The sequence below is a fragment of the Erythrobacter sp. S267 genome, assembly GCF_057365045.1.
In genome coordinates this window covers 2879398-2897813 of record NZ_CP200298.1, presented here as the reverse complement: position 1 = coordinate 2897813, position 18416 = coordinate 2879398, and the positions used below count along the sequence as shown (strand labels likewise).

18 protein-coding genes are annotated in these 18416 nt (G+C 61.0%); 11 read left to right on the top strand and 7 right to left on the bottom strand.

Features of this window, described 5'->3' with window-relative positions; genetic code table 11:
- The first annotated feature begins 25 nt into the window (after window positions 1–25).
- From AC0V6X_RS13670 to AC0V6X_RS13660, 3 genes are read left to right on the top strand one after another with little or no spacing between them, the layout of a single operon-like run.
- Complete coding sequence (locus tag AC0V6X_RS13670; RefSeq protein WP_486185097.1) at window positions 26–1042, top strand: ligase-associated DNA damage response exonuclease; 1017 nt, start codon at window positions 26–28, stop codon at window positions 1040–1042.
- Complete coding sequence (locus AC0V6X_RS13665) at window positions 1039–2649, top strand: cisplatin damage response ATP-dependent DNA ligase (protein WP_486185096.1); 1611 nt, start codon at window positions 1039–1041, stop codon at window positions 2647–2649. The genes AC0V6X_RS13670 and AC0V6X_RS13665 overlap by 4 nt, the downstream gene beginning before the upstream one ends.
- Before the next feature lie 35 nt (window positions 2650–2684).
- On the top strand, window positions 2685–3200 hold the full coding sequence (locus AC0V6X_RS13660; RefSeq protein ID WP_486185095.1) for a DUF1993 domain-containing protein: 516 nt from the start codon (window positions 2685–2687) through the stop codon (window positions 3198–3200).
- Here AC0V6X_RS13660 and AC0V6X_RS13655 read toward each other — a convergent pair.
- Genes AC0V6X_RS13655 through AC0V6X_RS13635 form a run of 5 tightly spaced genes read right to left on the bottom strand, consistent with a single transcriptional unit; the run spans window position 3197 to window position 7551 of the window.
- A complete protein-coding gene (locus AC0V6X_RS13655) occupies window positions 3197–3589 on the bottom strand; it encodes a VOC family protein (RefSeq protein ID WP_486185094.1) in 393 nt (130 codons plus the stop codon). The two genes, AC0V6X_RS13660 and AC0V6X_RS13655, sit on opposite strands and share 4 nt — an antisense overlap.
- A gap of 1 nt (window position 3590) precedes the next feature.
- Window positions 3591–4175: a gamma carbonic anhydrase family protein gene (locus AC0V6X_RS13650; RefSeq protein WP_486185588.1), complete on the bottom strand. Its 585-nt coding sequence runs from the start codon at window positions 4173–4175 to the stop codon at window positions 3591–3593.
- A 5-nt stretch (window positions 4176–4180) separates the two neighbouring features.
- Entirely contained in the window at window positions 4181–4735 is a 555-nt protein-coding gene (locus AC0V6X_RS13645; protein WP_486185093.1) for a GNAT family N-acetyltransferase, read from the bottom strand.
- Window positions 4728–5723: a porphobilinogen synthase gene (gene hemB, locus AC0V6X_RS13640; protein ID WP_486185092.1), complete on the bottom strand. Its 996-nt coding sequence runs from the start codon at window positions 5721–5723 to the stop codon at window positions 4728–4730. The genes AC0V6X_RS13645 and hemB overlap by 8 nt, the downstream gene beginning before the upstream one ends.
- A gap of 49 nt (window positions 5724–5772) precedes the next feature.
- Window positions 5773–7551, bottom strand: coding sequence for a peptidoglycan DD-metalloendopeptidase family protein (locus tag AC0V6X_RS13635; RefSeq protein WP_486185091.1), 1779 nt, complete (start codon window positions 7549–7551; stop codon window positions 5773–5775).
- Window positions 7552–7796: 245 nt separating this feature from the next.
- Here AC0V6X_RS13635 and AC0V6X_RS13630 point away from each other — a divergent pair, with 245 nt between their 5' ends.
- The 6 genes from AC0V6X_RS13630 to AC0V6X_RS13605 all read left to right on the top strand — a co-directional run bounded on the left by AC0V6X_RS13630 (window position 7797) and on the right by AC0V6X_RS13605 (window position 13336).
- On the top strand, window positions 7797–10487 hold the full coding sequence (locus AC0V6X_RS13630) for a helicase-related protein (protein ID WP_486185090.1): 2691 nt from the start codon (window positions 7797–7799) through the stop codon (window positions 10485–10487).
- A gap of 39 nt (window positions 10488–10526) precedes the next feature.
- The gene (locus tag AC0V6X_RS13625; protein ID WP_486185089.1) at window positions 10527–10775 is read left to right on the top strand and encodes a S4 domain-containing protein; all 249 of its coding nucleotides are present in this window, start codon (window positions 10527–10529) and stop codon (window positions 10773–10775) included.
- 120 nt (window positions 10776–10895) lie between these two features.
- Window positions 10896–11234, top strand: coding sequence for a ferredoxin FdxA (fdxA, locus tag AC0V6X_RS13620; protein ID WP_486185088.1), 339 nt, complete (start codon window positions 10896–10898; stop codon window positions 11232–11234).
- Window positions 11235–11521: 287 nt separating this feature from the next.
- The gene (locus AC0V6X_RS13615) at window positions 11522–12058 is read left to right on the top strand and encodes a CarD family transcriptional regulator (protein WP_486185087.1); all 537 of its coding nucleotides are present in this window, start codon (window positions 11522–11524) and stop codon (window positions 12056–12058) included.
- A gap of 140 nt (window positions 12059–12198) precedes the next feature.
- The gene (locus AC0V6X_RS13610) at window positions 12199–12960 is read left to right on the top strand and encodes a head GIN domain-containing protein (RefSeq protein ID WP_486185086.1); all 762 of its coding nucleotides are present in this window, start codon (window positions 12199–12201) and stop codon (window positions 12958–12960) included.
- 46 nt (window positions 12961–13006) lie between these two features.
- Complete coding sequence (locus AC0V6X_RS13605; protein WP_486185085.1) at window positions 13007–13336, top strand: hypothetical protein; 330 nt, start codon at window positions 13007–13009, stop codon at window positions 13334–13336.
- Here the strand turns inward: AC0V6X_RS13605 and AC0V6X_RS13600 are convergent, their stop codons facing one another.
- On the bottom strand, window positions 13337–14284 hold the full coding sequence (locus tag AC0V6X_RS13600) for an L-threonylcarbamoyladenylate synthase (protein ID WP_486185084.1): 948 nt from the start codon (window positions 14282–14284) through the stop codon (window positions 13337–13339).
- Between the two features lie 68 nt (window positions 14285–14352).
- Here AC0V6X_RS13600 and AC0V6X_RS13595 point away from each other — a divergent pair, with 68 nt between their 5' ends.
- Both AC0V6X_RS13595 and AC0V6X_RS13590 read left to right on the top strand, forming a co-directional pair.
- Window positions 14353–16095: an acyl-CoA dehydrogenase family protein gene (locus AC0V6X_RS13595; protein ID WP_486185083.1), complete on the top strand. Its 1743-nt coding sequence runs from the start codon at window positions 14353–14355 to the stop codon at window positions 16093–16095.
- Complete coding sequence (locus AC0V6X_RS13590) at window positions 16092–16916, top strand: DUF815 domain-containing protein (protein WP_486185082.1); 825 nt, start codon at window positions 16092–16094, stop codon at window positions 16914–16916. Before AC0V6X_RS13595 ends, AC0V6X_RS13590 begins: the two co-directional genes overlap by 4 nt.
- Window positions 16917–16920: 4 nt before the next feature.
- Here the strand turns inward: AC0V6X_RS13590 and AC0V6X_RS13585 are convergent, their stop codons facing one another.
- Window positions 16921–18393 (bottom strand): PQQ-dependent sugar dehydrogenase, encoded by a 1473-nt coding sequence (locus AC0V6X_RS13585; protein WP_486185081.1) that lies wholly within the window; start codon window positions 18391–18393, stop codon window positions 16921–16923.
- Between the last annotated feature and the right edge of the window lie 23 nt (window positions 18394–18416).

The following is an 18416-nucleotide window of genomic DNA, read 5'->3' as shown; positions in this document are numbered from 1 at the left end:
CTCGCGCCCTTCGCGTATTTAGAGCATGACAACCGCCGCCGCGCTTTCTGCCAATTGGATCCATCCCGAACCGTGGGGCATTCACATTGTCCCTGCCAACTGCTGGGTTGATCCGGGACGCGCGGTGCCCAAGGCTCTCGTTACCCACGGCCATGCTGACCACGCGCGAGGCGGGCATGGGGAGACGATTGCGACCCCTGCGACGCTCGCGATTATGGAGTTGCGCTACAACACACGCGAAGGCGCGGTGCCGGTGGCGTATGGCGAGACGATCAAGCTGGAGGGCGGGGTCAACGCAACCTTTATTCCGGCTGGGCATGTTTTGGGGAGCGCTCAGATTCTGCTCGAATATGCGGGTGAACGAGTGATCATCACCGGCGACTACAAGCGCCGCGCGGACCCTACCTGCACCCCGTTCAAAGCCCGCGCCTGCGACATCTTCATCACCGAGGCGACTTTTGGCCTACCCGTCTTCGCGCATCCCCCGATTGCGGACGAGATGGCGAAGTTGCTTGCGGCGCTCGAAACCAATGAGGGCGGCTCAGTTCTGGTCGGCGCCTATGCTCTGGGCAAAGCGCAGCGCGTGATCGCAGAGCTGCGCGCGGCGGGGCACAAAGACCCGATCTATCTTCACGGCGCCATGGAGAAGATGTGCCGGCTCTATGCGGAGCACGGCGTCGACCTCGGCGAATTACGCCTCGTCAGCGATCATGAAAAGAGCGACATGGAAGGCGCTATCATCATTGCGCCACCCAGCGCGCTGAACGACCGCTGGTCGCGCCGCTTGCCCAACCCTGTCACCGCCATGGCCAGCGGCTGGATGCGGGTGCGAGGGAGAGCCCGTCAACGCGGTGTTGAGTTGCCCCTCATCATCTCCGACCACGCCGACTGGAATGAGCTGACCCAGACGATCGCCGAGGTGAACCCGGCAGAGACCTGGATCACCCATGGGCGCGAAGAGGCTCTGCTGCGCTGGTGTGAGCTAAACCAACGCCGCGCGCGGGCACTGGCCTTGGTCGGGCGTGAGGAGGAGGACGAGTGAAGGCCTTCGCGACACTCCTCGACACGCTCGTTTACACGACCAGCCGCAACCGCAAGCTGGCGCTGATCGCGGACTATCTGCGCGCCACGCCTGACCCGGATCGCGGATGGGCGCTGGCGGCGTTGACGGGGGAGCTCGACTTTCCTGCAGTGAAGAGCTCCACCGTGCGTAACCTGATGAAGGATCGGGTCGATCCGGTGCTTTGGACGCTGAGCCGCGATTTCGTCGGTGACACAGCGGAGACTGCGAGCCTCCTTTGGCCTGAGCCAATGGAGATTTCCGATAATCCACCGAGCGTCGCGCAGATCGTCGACACGCTCGCCAGTCTCAACCGCAACACCGCACCCAAAGAACTGCCCAAGCTGCTCGACCAACTCGATGCCAATGGCCGCTTTGCGCTGATCAAGCTCGCCACTGGCGGAATGCGGATCGGAGTGTCCGCGCGGCTTGCGAAGACCGCCTTCGCACAGGCCTTCGACGTATCGGTTGAGGAGGTTGAGGAATATTGGCACGCTCTCGAAGCGCCCTACCCCGAACTGTTCGCCTGGGCCGCAGATGGCGGCCATCCTCCGGACGTTACCAATCGCCCGCGCTTCCGCCCCTTCATGCTCGCGCATCCGCTGGAGGACGCCAAAGTCGACCTCAAAGACTATGCGGCTGAGTGGAAGTGGGACGGCATTCGCATCCAGCTCGTTCGCGTGACGGGGGAGGATGACGACCCCCAAACCCGCCTCTACTCCCGCAGCGGGGACGATATCTCCGCGACCTTTCCGGAATTGCTCGACGTGCTGCCGATGGATGCGGTGCTTGACGGCGAACTTCTTGTGCGCGGGAATGTGCAGGGGGGAGACAGTGGTGGGGCAGCCAGCTTCAATGCCCTCCAGCAGAGGCTCGGACGCAAAACGGTGGGCAAGAAAATGCTCGCCGAAGCTCCTGCCTTCGTCCGTCTCTACGATGCGCTAATCGTCGAGGGCGAGGATCTGCGTGAGCTTGGCTGGGAGGCGCGGCGCGCACGGTTGGAAGCGCTGATGCCGCGCCTGCCTGAAAGCCATTTCGACATATCTGCGCTCGTCGAAGCCAAGGATTTCGACGGGCTCGCCGCCATCCGCGAAAGCGCGCGCGAAGACGCGATCGAGGGACTAATGCTCAAGCGCCGCGACAGTCCGTATGTCGCGGGCCGCAAGGCGCATCTGTGGTACAAGTGGAAACGCGACCCGCTATTGATCGACTGCGTGCTGATGTATGCGCAACGCGGGTCAGGCAAACGTTCCAGCTTCTACTCCGACTACACGTTCGGCTGTTGGGACGGCGATCCGGACGGCGGAGCGGAATTGCTGCCGGTCGGTAAGGCCTATTCAGGCTTCACCGATGCGGAGCTGAAAAAGCTCGATAGGCTGGTGCGGCAGACGACGCTTAACCGCTTTGGACCGGTGCGCGAGGTAGAGCGGACGCTGGTGTTCGAGGTGGCTTTTGACTCAGTCCACACCTCTAAGCGTCATAAGTCCGGCCTCGCCATGCGCTTTCCGCGCATCCACCGTATCCGTTGGGACAAGCCAGTGCATGAAGCGGACCGGATCGAAAGTCTGCGGGCGCTGATCAGGGATTGAGTTGCTCCGATGGCGCGAGCGGCTAAGGTCGCGTCATGACTTTTTACGACACCACAATCGCCACCTATCGCTCACGCCTAAAAACGATGCTGGGCCTCATCGCTAAGGCGGAGGCCCATTCCGAAGGGCAGGCACTGCTCCACGCAAAGCTTGCCGAAGATATGCACCCGCTGAGCACGCAAATCCGCTTTGTCGCCAACATTCCGGGAGAGGCGATGGCGCGGCTCGGCGCGGGGGATTTCACATCCAGCGACGAAAGCCCAGCAAGCTTCGATGAAGCCAAGGCGATCATTGCTGCGACCGATACGCTGCTCGCAGGCATCGATTCTAGCGCTCTGCCCGATCCGGAGGCGCAAATGGAATTTTCCATTGGCGACGGCGCGTATCACTTCGCAATGACGAACGAGGCCTATATCCGCGAATTCTCTCTACCCAACTTCTATTTCCACCTCTCCATCGCTTACGCAATTTTGAGGATGAAAGGCGTCGAACTGGGCAAAGCAGACTTCATCCCGCACATGTTCGCCTACATGACCAAAGGGCAGGGTTAAGAATCCGCCTTCACATAGGTCACAAAGCTCATCTTGTTGCCGTCCGGATCGCGGGCATAGGCGCCGTAGAATTCCGGACCATAAAGCGGGCGCGGTCCAGGGGCCCCTTCGTCGCTCCCGCCATTGGCAAGCGCGGCTGCATGAGCTGCATCAACCGCATCGGTTGAAGAGGCATAGAGGCCAGCCGTATGGCCGTTACCGCATGCAGCCCCTTCGCCATTCTGCGGCTTTGTCACCCAAATCATGAAGCCATCAGGCAGCTTGTAGCCGAAGGTCATGCCTTCGTAATCGGCCTCCAAATTGCCGCCCAAGGCGTCCATGACGGGGCCGTAATAGGCTTTCGACTTTTCCAGATCATTGGACCCGAGTGTGATGTAATTCAGCGTCATCTCATCCCTCTCCCATCGCTTCGATCACCGCTTTAGCATGGTGCTTCGCATTTTCCGCATAGTGCGCCGTGCCCATTTTCATGCCCATGATCGCGGCGTCGGAGAGGTCTTTGAGCTTTCTCGCAGGCCGCCCCGCCCACAGCTCACGCTCGCCCATCACCTTGCGCTCGGTCAGCATGGCTCCGGCGGCGAGCATCGCGTCCGAGCCGATCACCGCCTTGTTCATCACAATTGCGCCGAGGCCAACAAAGCCGCGATCCGCAATCGTGCAACCATGGACCATCGCCATGTGTCCGATCAGCACATCGTTGCCGATCACCAGCGGGCAGCCATCAGGATCATCGGGTCGCGGCGGGTCACAATGCAGAACACTGCCATCTTGCACATTGGTCCGCTCGCCGATGCGGATCGTGAAGACGTCAGCACGCAACACACAATTGTACCAGATCGAAGAGCCCGCTCCAATTTCGACATCGCCAATGATCGTCGAGCCAGGAGCGATAAAGGCGCTCTCATGAATCTTGGGCGTCTTGCCGTGGATGGAGATGATGTTGGCACCGGGGTGCCGTGCCTGGATGTCGTCCAAGTCAGTCAATTTGCATTCTCCCAATCGGTCTTCGCCAGCGAATAGACGATAATGACGGGGTTTTCTGGATCAAAGTCACCATTGGCAAAGTCGAGATCCTCGCGCCGCTGCATCCCCAGCCGCTTCATCAACCCCCAACTTGCAGCGTTGCCATCAACCGTCAGGGCAATCACTTCATCCGCATCAAATTGAGTAAAGGCCAGGTCGAGGGAGGCGGCAGCCGCTTCCTTGGCATAGCCCTTCCCCCAAGCATCTTCGCGCAGGCGCCAGCCGACCTCCATCATGCCAATCGGACCACCCGCCTGATTGCTCCGCTTGAGTCCACAAAAGCCAATCACCGCGTCATCGGACTTCCGTTCAATCGCCCAAAATGTGTGGCCATGGTCGCGCCTATAAGACAGCAGCCGTTCTTGCGCTTTGGCCTGACCCTCAGCATCCACCACTCCGCCCAGCCAGCGCATGACGGCTGGCGTGTTGGTGGTGCGCCAGAATTCGCGCCAGTCTTCTTCCCGCCAATCGCGCAGGATCAGCCGCTGCGTCTCGTGCCGGAAATCAGCCATTCATTAGGCGAGCCGCCAAAGGCGCGTGGTAGGTCAGCACTCCTGACGCACCCGCCCTCTTGAACGACATCAGAGTTTCGAGCACCAGTGCCTCACGGTCGCCTGCACCGGCTGCAGCAGCCGCCTCTATCATCGCGTATTCGCCGCTCACTTGGTACGCAAAGGTCGGCACGTCGAACTCGTCGGAGACCCGGCGCACGATGTCGAGATAGGGCAGACCTGGCTTGACCATCACGCTGTCCGCGCCTTCAGAGATGTCGAGAGCGACCTCGCGCAGGGCCTCATCCGTGTTGGCCGGATCCATCTGGTATGTCTTCTTGTCACCTTTGAGCAATCCGCCCGACCCGACGGCATCGCGGAATGGGCCGTAGAATGCAGAGGCGTATTTGGCGGCATAGCTCATGATCTGGACGTTGTGATGCTCGCCCATCTCCAGCGCCATGCGGATCGCGTGAATGCGGCCATCCATCATGTCCGAAGGGGCGATGATATCCGCACCCGCTTCGGCCTGATTGATCGCCTGATCGACAAGCGCCGAGACGGTCGCATCGTTGGTCACGTATCCACGTTCGTCGAGCAGCCCGTCCTGCCCATGGCTGGTGTATGGGTCGAGCGCGACGTCGGTCAGCACGCCGATGCCATCGCCGCACGCTTCCTTGATGGCGCGGATAGCACGGCACATCAGATTGTCAGGATTGTGCGCCTCTTTCCCATCTTCAGAGCGACGCTCTGGCTGTGTGTTAGGGAACAGGGCAACCACTGGGATGCCCAGCTCCACCGCCTCATTCGCGCGCGCTACGATCCCGTCGACCGACCAGCGTGAGACGCCGGGGAGCGAGGCGATAGGTACCTCAACTCCCTCTCCTTCAGTCACAAAAAGCGGCCAGATGAGGTCCGCAGGTGTAATCTGTGTTTCGCGGTGGAGCGCGCGGCTCCAGCCGGTCGCGCGCGTGCGGCGTAGGCGGGTGTTGGGATAGCTTCCGGTCATGAGAGGCAGGCTTGCCGGAATTCGGAGCGCTGATCAATGCGCTTGAAGATCAGAGCTCAATCGGGGTCGCGTCGATCTTCTCAATCTCGCGCTCAGGCTCCTCAACCTCGTCGACTAGCGGAGCGAGGTCCTCCAACGCTGCGCCCGGCGCAATCTCGCGCAGCTCAAGCAGCTGACGGCGGAAATCGAGCAGCTCCGTCCCACTAAGAACCGCGCGGGTGACGTAATCGACGCTCAGCGGGTTGATGTGGCGATTACCGCGATACATTTCGTAGTGGAGATGCGGCCCCGTCGAAAGGCCGGTCGATCCGACATAGCCGATCACCTGCCCACGTTTGACGCTTTGCCCGGCGCGCACGGCCATCCGGCTCATATGGCAGTAGCGAGTTGCGAGGCCCCCACCATGGTCGAGCCGGACGGTCAGCCCGCAACCACCTGCACGGCCCGCCGACTGCACGCGCCCATCTGTAACAGCAACAATCGGCGTGCCCGACCGCGCACGGTAATCAACACCCGCATGCATCCGGCGATAGCCAAGGATTGGGTGGCGCCGCATGCCATAGCGCGAGGAAATCGGGCCGGGGACCGGCGCCATCAGCCCGCGGCGTTGCTCGCCCACGCCAGAGGCTTCGTAAAAGCGTTCTTCACCGCCTCCCCCACCGGCCCAACGCATCAATTGCACCTTGGGCTCTCCGCCGCGATCAATCCCGGCATAGAGAAGCTTGCCCGCCTGCCGCTCTCCGGTTGCGGCACGGCGATAGGCGATGATGATGTCAAAATCGTCGGAAGAGCGGACTTCGCGGTTCATATCCATATGCCCGCCCAGGGTACGCAGATAATCCTGAACAGCGCTCGCCGGAACACCCGCTGCGCGCATCGAGCGGTAAAGGCTGGTGCCGACCTTGCCGCGCACCCGCAAAGGCGTGTCGTCGACGCGGATCACGTTGCGAGCGAGCGAGAGCGCTCCACCTTGCCCGGTGGCTTCATCGGAACCCTCCCGCGCAATCTCCAGCTCAAGATCGAACCGAGCCCGGAATTTGAGCGCATCAAGCGGACGCTCTGCGCCCTCCCCGCTCCGGCGACCCAATATGATGTCGAACTGCGTGCCTGGATCGATTTCCGCTAAAGGCATAGCGCCGCCGATGAGAGCGCTCACCCGCCCAATATCGACCGCCGAGACGCCCGCGCGCCGCAGAGTGCTCGAAAAACTGTCGCCCGCCGCCAGCGTCGCCACCAGCGCAATTTGCGGGCGTTCGGGAATGTTTTCGAGCGGAGTGACCGCCTGCGTCGGGCCCATCCGCCTACCGCTATCTGCGCCAAGTGCCAGTGGCATGATCGCCTGACTGCGCAATTCATCATGGATTGCGGGGTCATCGGGCATGGCTGCACGCGCTTCGAGAGAGCTGAAACTCGGGACAAGCGCTAGCGCCACCGCGCCCAGAACCAGCATCGTCGCCACACCCCGAAACCAACGGCGACTGCCAATATCTTCGGCAAGGTCAGGAGCCAGATCAAGGCTGGAAAGCCGCTCGCCCGTCCTCAACCGCCATGCGTCATAACGTTCACCCCAGCCGCGCACTCGGGCGAGAACCTGACGTTTGGCTTTCTGAGTGCCGGACGGCTCAGCGAGTTTCTTTGACTTTTGGAAGTACGGGGCAAGTTCACGCGCTGTCTCATGGTCGATCCCATCGCTGCATCGGCTGGAGGCGACGCGAGCAAGTTCGCGTCCGCCCTCAACAGGATCACCGGGCGTATCGGGACTCGAATCCGCTCCAGAATCCTTTGGGCGATCCGGTTCGCCGTCAGAGATGTCGCGTGCGTTATCCAACCTTTTGGCTCTTCCAATTGTCAGTGGCGCATGGGCCCGCGGAAAGCGGGATGGCCCTTTGTCCATTTCCCCTCTGCCTTTTTTCGATGCCCAATCAAGGTAAATGTCCACTTAAGAAACGTCCAATCGACTCCTGAGTGCGATAAGGTGACTGTCCCAGAGAGAGCCGCGACCAAACCATGTCTGTGGACGAGCGACCCTTGAGTTAATTGCCCCATCAGGCCGCGCCTGCCAAAGTGTGCCCTGTGATCCCCTCCCACGCCAACCGATCCTATGAAGAAGGCCGCGTCAAAGCGGTGCTTGGGCCAACCAATACCGGCAAGACGCATCTCGCGATTGAGCGGATGTGCGCGCATTCCTCGGGCATGATGGGCTTCCCGCTGCGGCTGCTGGCGCGCGAAGTCTATGACCGGGTGCGCGCGATCAAGGGTGATGCGCAGGTTGCTCTCATCACAGGTGAAGAGCGGATTGAGCCCAAGGATGCGCGGTATTTCTGCTGCACCGCAGAGGCGATGGATCGGCTTGGCGCGGGCGCAAACGGACGTCATGCCTTCGTTGCCATCGACGAAGCGCAGATCGGAGCGGACCCGGAACGCGGGCATATCTTCACCGACCGGCTGCTGAATGCACGCGGGCGCGAGGAAACGATGATCCTCGGCTCTGCGACGCTTGAGCCGATCGTGCGCAAATTGATCCCGCGCGCCGAGATGGTCGAACGGCCCCGTTTTTCGACGCTGACCCACGCCGGCAGCGCGAAACTCTCTCGCCTGCCCCCGCGCAGCGCCGTCGTCGCCTTCTCGACCGAGCAGGTCTACGCCATGGCCGAGGCTCTGCGGCGATTCCGAGGGGGCGCGGCCGTTGTGATGGGCGCACTTTCTCCCGAGACCCGCAACAAGCAAGTCGAGCTGTTCCAGAATGGAGAGGTCGACTATATCGTCGCCACCGATGCGATTGGCATGGGGCTCAATCTTGATCTCAACCATGTGGCCTTCGCAGCTCTCTCTAAATTCGATGGGCGGCGCAAGCGCAGGCTCTTCCCTGCCGAGATGGCGCAAATCGCAGGCCGCGCGGGGCGGCATCAGCGCGATGGTTCCTTCGGGACGCTTGCGGGAGGAGGCAGTCGAACAGGCGCGCCGCTCGAGTTTACTGAGGAAGAGATCTACGCAATCGAGGAGCACCTGTTCGCGCCCCTCACCAAATTGTATTGGCGTGAGGCTGAGCCGCGTTTCGACACGCTCGATGTACTGATCGGAGACCTTGAAGCACGTCCGCAGGACGAAACCTTGCGCGCAGCCCCGCAGGCGATCGACCTCGCCGTGCTCAAACGGTTGGCGGGTGAGCCTTTGGGGGAAGATGTGCGCGGTGCGGCCAATGTTCGGCGTTTCTGGGAGGTCTGCTCGCTCCCCGATTTCCGCCAATTGGGAGTCGACCCCCACGCCCGCTTTGTCGCGCGGTTGTGGCAGGATTTGCGTTCCGACTATATCGGGGCGGACTTCGTGGCGGCGCGCATCGCGGAACTCGACCGCACGCAAGGCGATATCGACACATTGCAGGGAAGGATAGCCGCGATCCGATCCTGGGCCTATATCTGCCAACGGCCCGACTGGGTGCTCGCCCGCGATGAGATGGCGGCGCGTGCCCGTGCGGTCGAGGCAAAACTATCGGACGCGCTCCACGCGCGGCTAACAGAACGGTTCGTCAATCGGAGGACGGCAATTTTGATGAAGTCTTTGGGACAGGATGGCAGCTCTCTGCCCGTAACGCTGGAGCCCGATGGGCGTGTCAGCGTCGAAGGAGAGACAATTGGGCGGCTCGATGGATTCCGTTTCTCGGTCGATCCCGACACCGGCCTCGCCGACCGCAAGATGCTGCTCTCTGCCGGAGAGAAGGCGCTGCCGGGCATCCTGTCGCAGCGCGTCGATCAGCTGCTCGCCGCCGGGATGGATGATCTTACGCTCGAGAAGGGCGAGATTCACTGGATGAGCCGTGCGCTTGCAACCATCGAAGTGCCGGACGATTTCTCAGCCCCACGCCTTACCTTCCCACGCGAAATTTCCGCTTTGCCCGAGGCGGCCAAGACAAAGCTGGAAGAGGGTCTAGGCGCTTGGCTCGCCGGGCAGCTCGAACCGCTCACGCCGCTTCGCAAAATGGCGGAGGCCGCGAACGACCCTGAGGCCGGGAGCCAGGCGCGCGCCCTGCTTGTCACGCTGATCGACGCTCGCGGGGTGATCGGGCGCGACAAGGCAGGTCTCGAACATCTACCCAAGGAAATGCGGCCTTTCCTGCGCAAGCTTGGCGTAACCTTTGGAGCGCTCGACATCTTTGCGCGGGACCTGTTGAAGCCCGCCCCGCGGCAATTGCTGCACAAGCTCGGCCTCGACACGCGACCCTTGCAAGAAGCGATGCTACCCGTGGTGCCGGAAAGCGGCGCGATCCCTGCCGGCTACAGGCTCGCGGGCAAACAGCTCATCCGGGTCGATCTGGCCGAGAAAATCGTGCGCGCCGCGTTTGAAGCGCGCGCCAAAGCCGGTGAGAAGGACCCCAAGGCGCGCAACACACGCTTCCGGATCGACCTCGCCCTGCCGATCTCTATCGGGCTTGAGGATGAGAATGCGGAACGTCTGCTCGGCAGTGCGGGCTTTCGTTTGCAGCGCGCGCCGGCTCTGGCCGAGGGTGCGTTCGGCCCAGCAGCTCCTGACACTTGGCTCTGGAGGCCCAAGCGAAGCGGTGAACAAAGGCGCGACAATCGCCGCAAACCGCAAAAAGGCGATGGCCAAAAAGCAGATAGGCAGCGGGGCAAAGGACCTAAGGGCGCCAAGGGTGCAAAGCCAGGACGCGGCAAGGGCCAGAACCGCCGCCCCGAACGCAAAGTCGATACCGGTCCAGCCCGGGCGCGCGGTGCATTTGATGGCCTCGCCGATTTGCTGGGGAGCTGAGCCGACCGGATGAGTGCACAGGCAGAGCAAAGAGAGACGATGCGGCTTGATCAGCTGCTGGTTTTCTTACGCTTTGCCCGCACCCGCTCCATGGCTCGCGCGATGATCGAAAGCGGGCGCATGCGCCTCAATTCCCAGCGCGTGACCAAGGTAAGCCACGATATCGGCGTCGGAGACGTCCTCACGCTCGCCTTTCGGGGCGAGGTTTGCGTGGCACGGATAGAGCGCTTGCCTGCGCGTCGATTGAGCGCCGCTGACGCAGCGTCCTCTTGGAGCCGCATAGGCTAAGACACCTATGCGCAAAGAAAATCTGTACATCCGGATTGACACTACCGGCTTGACCCAAGGGTCGAAATCGCCATAGCAGGCGCGCTTAGTTTACCTCTTCAATTGCCGAGATTCTCGCCCATGACCTATGTCGTCACCGAAGACTGCATCAAATGCAAATACACCGACTGCGTCGAAGTGTGTCCGGTCGACTGTTTCTATGAAGGTGAGAACATGCTGGTCATCAATCCCAGCGAATGCATCGATTGCGGTGTGTGCGAGCCCGAATGCCCCGCAGAAGCCATCCTGCCTGATACCGAAGACGGACTGGAGAAGTGGCTGGAGCTCAACACCAAATTCTCCGCCGAGTGGCCCAATATCACTGGCCAAAAAGATCCCCCCGCCGACGCGGACGATCACAAGGATGTGAAGGGCAAGTTTGAAAAGTACTTCAGCCCGGAGCCCGGCGAAGGCGACTAAAGACTGGCTCAGCTATCCGGTCCAAGGACGCCCGCAACACACCCCTGCCAGCACTCCAAAGCATAGACTCGCAATTTTGTTGCGGTTGTGTTATATAATATGCGAGCCACGCAGTCAGAATGAAACATCACACCTGCGCTGGTACGGATAATTAGGAAGGCCACCACACAGCAGCACGATATCGGATGACAAACCGAACGGCCCTTGGCTTTCTCGAAAAGCGCAAGGACCGCAAGGGATTTTGTCCGTTTTTCATGCGCTTTTGAGGCCACAAGAAAGGACTACGCATGGCAAGCAATGCGACCGCCTTCACCGTTGGTGATTATGTTGTCTATCCCAAGCACGGTGTCGGCCGTGTGACCGAAATCCAGAATGAAGAGATCGCTGGCATGCAGCTTGAGCTCTATGTTCTTCGGTTCGAGAAAGAGCGCATGACGCTCCGCGTTCCCATCAACAAGGTCGAATCAATCGGCATGCGCAAGCTGTCCAGCGACAAGACCCTCAAAGAGGCGATGGAAACGCTCAAAGGCAAACCCAAAGTGAAGCGCACCATGTGGTCGCGCCGTGCGCAGGAATATGAAGCGAAGATCAATTCCGGTGAGATCGTCCTCATCGCTGAAGTGACCCGCGACCTCTTCCGTCCAGACGATCAGCCCGAGCAGAGCTATTCCGAGCGGCAAATTTTCGAAGCCGCCTCCAGCCGCCTGGCCCGAGAGTTGGCTGCAATGGAAGAAACTGACGAGCCGACTGCTCTGGAAAAGATCCTCGAAGTTCTGCGCGAACACGCTCCGCAATATTACGACAACGACGAAGACGACAAATAAGTCGCGTTCCAAACCGTCGAAATTCGAAAAGGCCGCCTCTCGCACGAGGCGGCCTTTTTGTTTGCCCTGAAAATCGCGCGCTTGAACCCGCCGCGCTGGTGTATTACATGGGCAATACACATTTTCAGTGGAGGGATATCATGATCGCATCTTTGGCTAAACGCGCCATGCCAATCGCAGCGCTGTCGATGGGAGTGGGCCTTGCAGGCTGCTCCTTCTCTGTCGATTGGGATGATGTCGATGGCGTCGCCTTTAGCGAGTTCGACCAGAGCGCCGATGCTCCGGAAGAAATTTCTCTCAGCGGGTCGGACACTGTCATCATCACTGATGGCGAAACGTTCAGCATGACTCTTGATGGCGACGAAGAGGCACAGGATGCGCTGCGCTTTGATCGTTCAGGCGGCACTCTCAGCATCGCGCGGGACCGGGAGGTCTATGACGGCGATGGTAATGCAATCGTCCGCATCACTATGCCTGCTCCCTCCGCTTTGAGCGTATCGGGGAGCGCGCGAATTGAAAGCGAGGTGATGGCGAGCCAAGCAGACATCGATATGTCTGGGGCGAGCTCGCTCTCTGTTGCGACTTTGAAGGCAGACCGGCTTGATCTCGATATGTCTGGTTCAAGCACTGCCACGGTTGCCGGAGCGATCGAACGAGTTGTGATCAACATGTCCGGCTCAAGCTCCGCGCGGATGAGTGAGCTTTTGGCGGACGATGTGAAGGCGGATCTTTCCGGCTCTTCCAGCGTGGCTCTATTCTCGAACGGCATCGTCGATGCGGACATCTCCGGCGCAGGGAGAATGACCGTCACTGGCTCAGCGACCTGCACAAGCGACACTTCGGGTTCGGGCTCGCTCACCTGCAGGCAGGCGGAAGAGCCTGTCGCAACTGAGGCTGAGTAAACACCCTTCGGGCAATCCACGACTTGCAATTGAGGAAAAGGCGCGCATGCTGTGGTTCATGCGCGCCTTTTCTCTTGCCGGCCTGTTGGTCATGTCGCTTGCCCTATCGGGTTGCCTTGTCCGAGCTGCGGCGGACGTCGTGACAGCTCCGGTGCGTGTTGGAGCCAAGGCGGTGGACCTCGCCACGACCAGCCAATCGGAAGCCGATGAGCAACGCGGGCGCGAAATGCGTGAGCGGGAAGAGCGCCTAGGCCGTCTTCAACGCGAGCTCGAACGGCAAGAGGAACGCTGCGAGGATGGCAAGAGCAGTGCCTGCGAAGAAGCGCGCGAAATCCGGTATGAAATCGACGAGCTGCTCTATCCCAGACCGGAATAGCTAGCTGGCGGCCGCCCTACGCAATCGGTCGTTGATTGCTCGTCCAACATCGCCATCAGGGATGGTGGCAACGGCAATCTTGGATTTAGAAGAGGCCGACGCCTTATGCAAGCAATCGTAGAGCCGCGCGGCTGCCTCGTTCAGATCGCCTGAGGGCGACAGATTGCAGTCACCCTCAATCGCTCCAAACCCGATAAGGAATTCGTCTTGCGCAACTTCGTCTGCGTCCAAGCGCATCGGCTTGCCGGGCGAATAATGCCGCGCCAACTGGCCCGGAGCTTCGATCTTCCGAGTCTCGGAGGATTGCGAAGGCCCAAGCACCGCATCCAATTGCTCCGCCGTGATCGGTCCTGGACGAAGAAGTGACCATCCACCCTCGGACCTCAGCGCCACAATCGTGGACTCAAGGCCATTTTCGCTAGCTCCTCCATCAAGCATCAAAGGACATTTCTCGCCGAGTGAGCTTGCGACGTGGTCGGCCCGCGTCGGGCTAATATGCTCGCTGCGATTGGCGGACGGGGCAGCGAGTGGAAGTCCGACCTCCGCCAACACTGCCTGCATCACGCGATGAGCGGGTTGACGCAGAGCAATGGTCGCCAAACCCGCTGTAACAGCAGGCGCAATCGGCGCATCCTGCCTCAAAGGTAAAACCAATGTCAGCGGCCCCGGCCAGAATCGCTCGGCCAAATCGCGCGCGCGCTCGTCAAAATTTGCAATCGTCTCAGCCTGCGCCAGATCGCGCACATGGACGATCAGCGGATTGAAATCCGGCCGCCCTTTGGCCGCGTATATCTTGGCAACCGCTTGCGCACAGTCAGCGCGCGCGGCGAGGCCATAGACCGTCTCTGTCGGCACCGCGACAAGCTCTCCACTCCGCAGAGCCCCAGCCGCTCGCGCGATTCCCTGCTCGTCTGGAGTGAGCGGTTCCGTAACGTTCTTGCCGGTCATGCCTGCGCGCTATATCTGACGGGGCAACTTGCCAAGCGCCTTTGCGCGCTCAGAGAGGATCGAACACCGTGACACCCTTTACGCCGCCCACCCAGGACCAATTGCTCGCTATCCGCGTGAATGCCGGGATCGAAGAGCTAGCCCAAAGCGAAGCTTTCGCCCATGCGGAAGCCGATCTGGTCGAAGCAATCGTTGAAGGGGTCGGGCAATTCGCCGCTGGAGAATTCGCACCGCTCAACCGAGTGGGCGATCTGGAGGGTGCGAAGCTCGAAAACGGCGTTGTCCGCCTGCCGGCCGGTTTTGCGGAGGCCTACCAAGGCTATGTCGAGCAAGGTTGGAACGCGATTGCGAGCCCTGAGAGCCACGGCGGACAGGGCCTGCCCTTCACTCTCGCTTGCAACGTGCTGGAGAATCTCGGCTCTGCGAACATGGCCTTCTCGCTGCTGCCGATGCTGTCGGTCGGCGCGATCGAGGCGCTTGCCCACCACGGAAGCGAGCAGCAGCAGGCGATGTATCTCCCAAATCTGGTTAGCGGAAAGTGGTCGGGCACGATGAACCTAACCGAACCGGCCGCGGGCAGCGATGTTGGCGCCCTGCGCTCCACTGCCGAGCCGATCACAGAGGGTGAGCATGCTGGCAAGTTCAAGATTGCCGGCCAGAAGATCTACATCACTTGGGGCGATCACACTCTGGCGGAGAATATCATCCACCTTGTCCTCGCGCGGTTGCCTGATGCGCCAGAGGGTTCGCGCGGGATCTCACTGTTTGTGGTGCCAAAGTATCATGTAAACGCAGACGGTTCGCTCGGCCCCCACAACGACCTGCGGCCTGTCAGTCTCGAGCATAAGCTTGGCATTCACGCGTCGCCCACCTGCGTCATGAGCTATGGCGACAATGACGAGTGTATTGGCGAGCTGGTGGGCGCAGAAAATCGCGGGCTCGCGGCAATGTTCACGATGATGAACAATGCGCGGATCAATGTCGGCAACCAAGGCACGCAAATTGCCGAGCGCGCAACGCAGCAGGCGATGGCCTATGCGATGGACCGTGTGCAATCAGCTCGGGCTGGCTCTCCTGACAAGAACCCGGTTGCGATTATCGAACATCCCGACGTCCGCCGGATGCTGTGGCGGATGAAGGCGCTGACAGAGGGCGCGCGGGCGCTGCTCTATTATTGCGCTGGCCAAGTGGATCGTGGGACCATTGGCGATGCAGAGGCGAAGACCCGTGCGGAGATCCTCGTCCCGCTGCTCAAGGCCTGGGGCACCGATGTCGGCGTTGAAGTCGCCGGGATCGGCGTGCAGGTCCATGGCGGGATGGGCTTCGTCGAAGAAACCGGCGCGGCCCAGCATTGGCGCGATGCGCGGATTGCTCCGATCTACGAAGGCACCAACGGTATTCAGGCCGCCGACCTTGTGACCCGCAAGCTGGGGCTAGAGGGGGGCGATGCGATGATTGCCCTGTTCGAAGAAATTGCGCGTGAAGCTGCGGATGAAGCTGGCCTCGCTGGGCTGGCGCAGGATTGTGCCGGGATCGCGCGCTGGATGCGTGACGAGGCGAGCCTCGATGACCGTCTGGCGGGAAGCGTGCCCTTCTGCACCATGGCGGCAGTGGTAGTCGCCGGGTGGCAGATGATGCGCCAAGCGCAGGCTGTGGCGGCAGGGGAGGCACCCGCACTCGCTGAGACAAAGCCGGTATCTGCACGCTTCTTCCTCGACCGGATCGTACCGGAGGCGTCGGGCCTCAAGGCGAGCGCAATTGCAGGCTCAGAACTGCTTTACTCCCTTCCCTCGGATCGGCTCGCTGGGTGAGTGAGGGACAAGACCCTCTCCTGCGAATTGCAGAGGCGCTTGAACGTCTAGCGCCACCCGCGCCCAAGCAAGTCGATTGGACTGCCCATCCAGCCTATGTCTGGCATGGCGGAGAGGCGCGCGCAATTGCGAAGCTGGACACCACTCCCCTTGCCACTTTGCGTGGAATTGATGCCCAGAAACAGGCTGCTAGCGAAAACGTGTCGCGCCTTGCTGGCGGCGCGGCTGCCCACGATATGCTGCTCTGGGGTGCGCGCGGGATGGGAAAGTCGGCGCTGGTGCGGGCTGCGGTGCAGGATCTGCAAAGGGAGAGGCCCAATAGCCTTGCTCTTGTGCAAATCGCCGCCGGCGCCGCCTCAAGCTTTCCCGACCTGATCGCAGAGCTTGCGACCATCAACCGCGCTTTTCTGCTGTTCTTTGATGATCTCGCCTTTGACGCGAGCGAGACGCAGGACATGCTCGCCCTCAGGAGCCTGCTCGATGGGTCGGTTGTCGCGCGGCCTTCGCATATCCGCCTCGCTGTGACGTCTAACCGTCGCGCCATTGTCGCAAGAGAGAGCCAAGAAAACGAGCCTTTGCATGATCGTGATGAACGCGACAACGCGCTCGCGTTGGCAGATCGGTTCGGACTGACGCTGGGCTTCCACCCTTGCGACCGTGAGACCTATCTCGACATTCTCTCAGCCTACGCCGAGCCGCTCAACCTCGAGTTCAACGAGGAAGAAGCGCTCGCTTGGGCGATTGCGCGCGGCAACCGATCAGGTCGCACAGCCTATCAGTTCGCCTGTGAGTTGGCAGGACGCGCGGGACTTTCGCTCTAAAGCCTTACTCTGACGCCTGTTGGCGCAGATAGTCTGCCTCAAAGCTTGCGCGAGGGTCGACCAGATCACTGCGCGGAGGCAAAGGCTCGCCGGTCAAGCGGTCGATCCCGCCACCGGGCGCTGCATCGGGCGCATAGGTGCGCCAGATGATCCCAGCCGTGTCATCCGAGACCAGCAGCGAACCATCTCCCGCCCACTCAACCCAAGTTGGCCGCCCCTTGGTGGTGCCATCTTCGTTGAGGAAACCGGTGAGGACGGGGACGGGCAGCCCAACCGGCTTTCCAAATTCGTTGAACGCGACATAGACCACGTCATATCCCGAAGGCGGCTTGCGATTCCACGATCCGTGGCGTGCGATGAAAGCGCCGCTCGCCATCTCCTCTCCCATCAGATGACCCTCGGCGGTGAAGACCAGACCAAGGGCCGCGACATGGGGCCCAAGAGCAAATTCGGGGTTGCGGGTGTATTCGATCAAAAATCGCGGGCGCGGATGTTCGACCCGGCGATCGACATTCTCGCCGTAATAGATCCACGGCCAACCGTAATGCGCGCCAATCGGCACATTCGTCAGGTAATCAGGCACAAGGTCAGAGCCGAGCATGTCCCGCTCATTCACGGTCGTCCAAAGCTCACCCGACCATGGGCTAAAATCGAGACCATTGGGATTGCGAAGTCCGGCAGCAAAGGGACGATAGGAGCCGCTCTCGAGCGTGTATTCCCAGATCATCGCGCGGCCCTCTTCGACCGCCATGCCCGCTTCGCCAATATTGCTGACTGAGCCGACAGCGATGTAGAGCCGCTCACCATCGGGAGAAACCTCCATATTGCGCATCCAGTGGCCGCCACCAGCTGGCAGATCCATCAGTTTTGTTGGCTCACCCGTCACCGCGTCACTGTCCAGTTCGTAGCTCCAGGCCAGCACCGCGTTGTGATTGGCGACATAGAGCGTGCCATCATGCCAGCTCATACCTGAAGGCGAATTGAGCCCCTCGGTCAGGAGAACCTCTCTAACCTCCGCCACGCCATCGCCATCCGCATCGCGCAACAGGACGATTTCGTTGGCAGATTCCCCAGCAGCGCCTGCCTCATCAAAAAGCATATCGGCGACCCAGCCACGGATCGTATCCATCACACCCTTGTCGCTATCCTCTTTGGCGGGCGCGCGGGTGAGCGTCACCAGCACGTCGCCATTAGGCAAGGCATAGAGCACACGGGGGTGATCCAGCCCTTCAGCGAAGCGATTGACGGTTAGGCCCTCAGCCGCCTCGGGCATTTGGCCTTCTTCCCAACCGACCGGTTTGGCGATCTGTACCGTGGGGAAGCTTTCTGGATCAGGCTCGCCCAAAACCGGCTCGGTCCCAGCCACTTGGTCGACGCTCAACTCAGCGGTGTCCCCGCGAGAGAGATAATAGAGTCCCGCTGCTCCGACGAGCAGAAAGACGACAACAGCGATTGCGAGCTTGCGAAGAATTCCCATGTTAGCGACTTAGGTCAGCGGAT

What these genes read in the sequence shown, in the direction of transcription:
- AC0V6X_RS13600 (WP_486185084.1), bottom strand. Translation starts at nt 14,284, where the DNA reads ATGACCGGCAAGAACGTTACGGAACCGCTCACTCCAGACGAGCAGGGA.
- AC0V6X_RS13610 (WP_486185086.1), top strand. Translation starts at nt 12,199, where the DNA reads ATGATCGCATCTTTGGCTAAACGCGCCATGCCAATCGCAGCGCTGTCG.
- fdxA (WP_486185088.1), top strand. Translation starts at nt 10,896, where the DNA reads ATGACCTATGTCGTCACCGAAGACTGCATCAAATGCAAATACACCGAC.
- AC0V6X_RS13660 (WP_486185095.1), top strand. Translation starts at nt 2,685, where the DNA reads ATGACTTTTTACGACACCACAATCGCCACCTATCGCTCACGCCTAAAA.
- AC0V6X_RS13655 (WP_486185094.1), bottom strand. Translation starts at nt 3,589, where the DNA reads ATGACGCTGAATTACATCACACTCGGGTCCAATGATCTGGAAAAGTCG.
- AC0V6X_RS13605 (WP_486185085.1), top strand. Translation starts at nt 13,007, where the DNA reads ATGCTGTGGTTCATGCGCGCCTTTTCTCTTGCCGGCCTGTTGGTCATG.
- AC0V6X_RS13615 (WP_486185087.1), top strand. Translation starts at nt 11,522, where the DNA reads ATGGCAAGCAATGCGACCGCCTTCACCGTTGGTGATTATGTTGTCTAT.
- hemB (WP_486185092.1), bottom strand. Translation starts at nt 5,723, where the DNA reads ATGACCGGAAGCTATCCCAACACCCGCCTACGCCGCACGCGCGCGACC.
- AC0V6X_RS13670 (WP_486185097.1), top strand. Translation starts at nt 26, where the DNA reads ATGACAACCGCCGCCGCGCTTTCTGCCAATTGGATCCATCCCGAACCG.
- AC0V6X_RS13625 (WP_486185089.1), top strand. Translation starts at nt 10,527, where the DNA reads ATGCGGCTTGATCAGCTGCTGGTTTTCTTACGCTTTGCCCGCACCCGC.
- AC0V6X_RS13585 (WP_486185081.1), bottom strand. Translation starts at nt 18,393, where the DNA reads ATGGGAATTCTTCGCAAGCTCGCAATCGCTGTTGTCGTCTTTCTGCTC.
- AC0V6X_RS13645 (WP_486185093.1), bottom strand. Translation starts at nt 4,735, where the DNA reads ATGGCTGATTTCCGGCACGAGACGCAGCGGCTGATCCTGCGCGATTGG.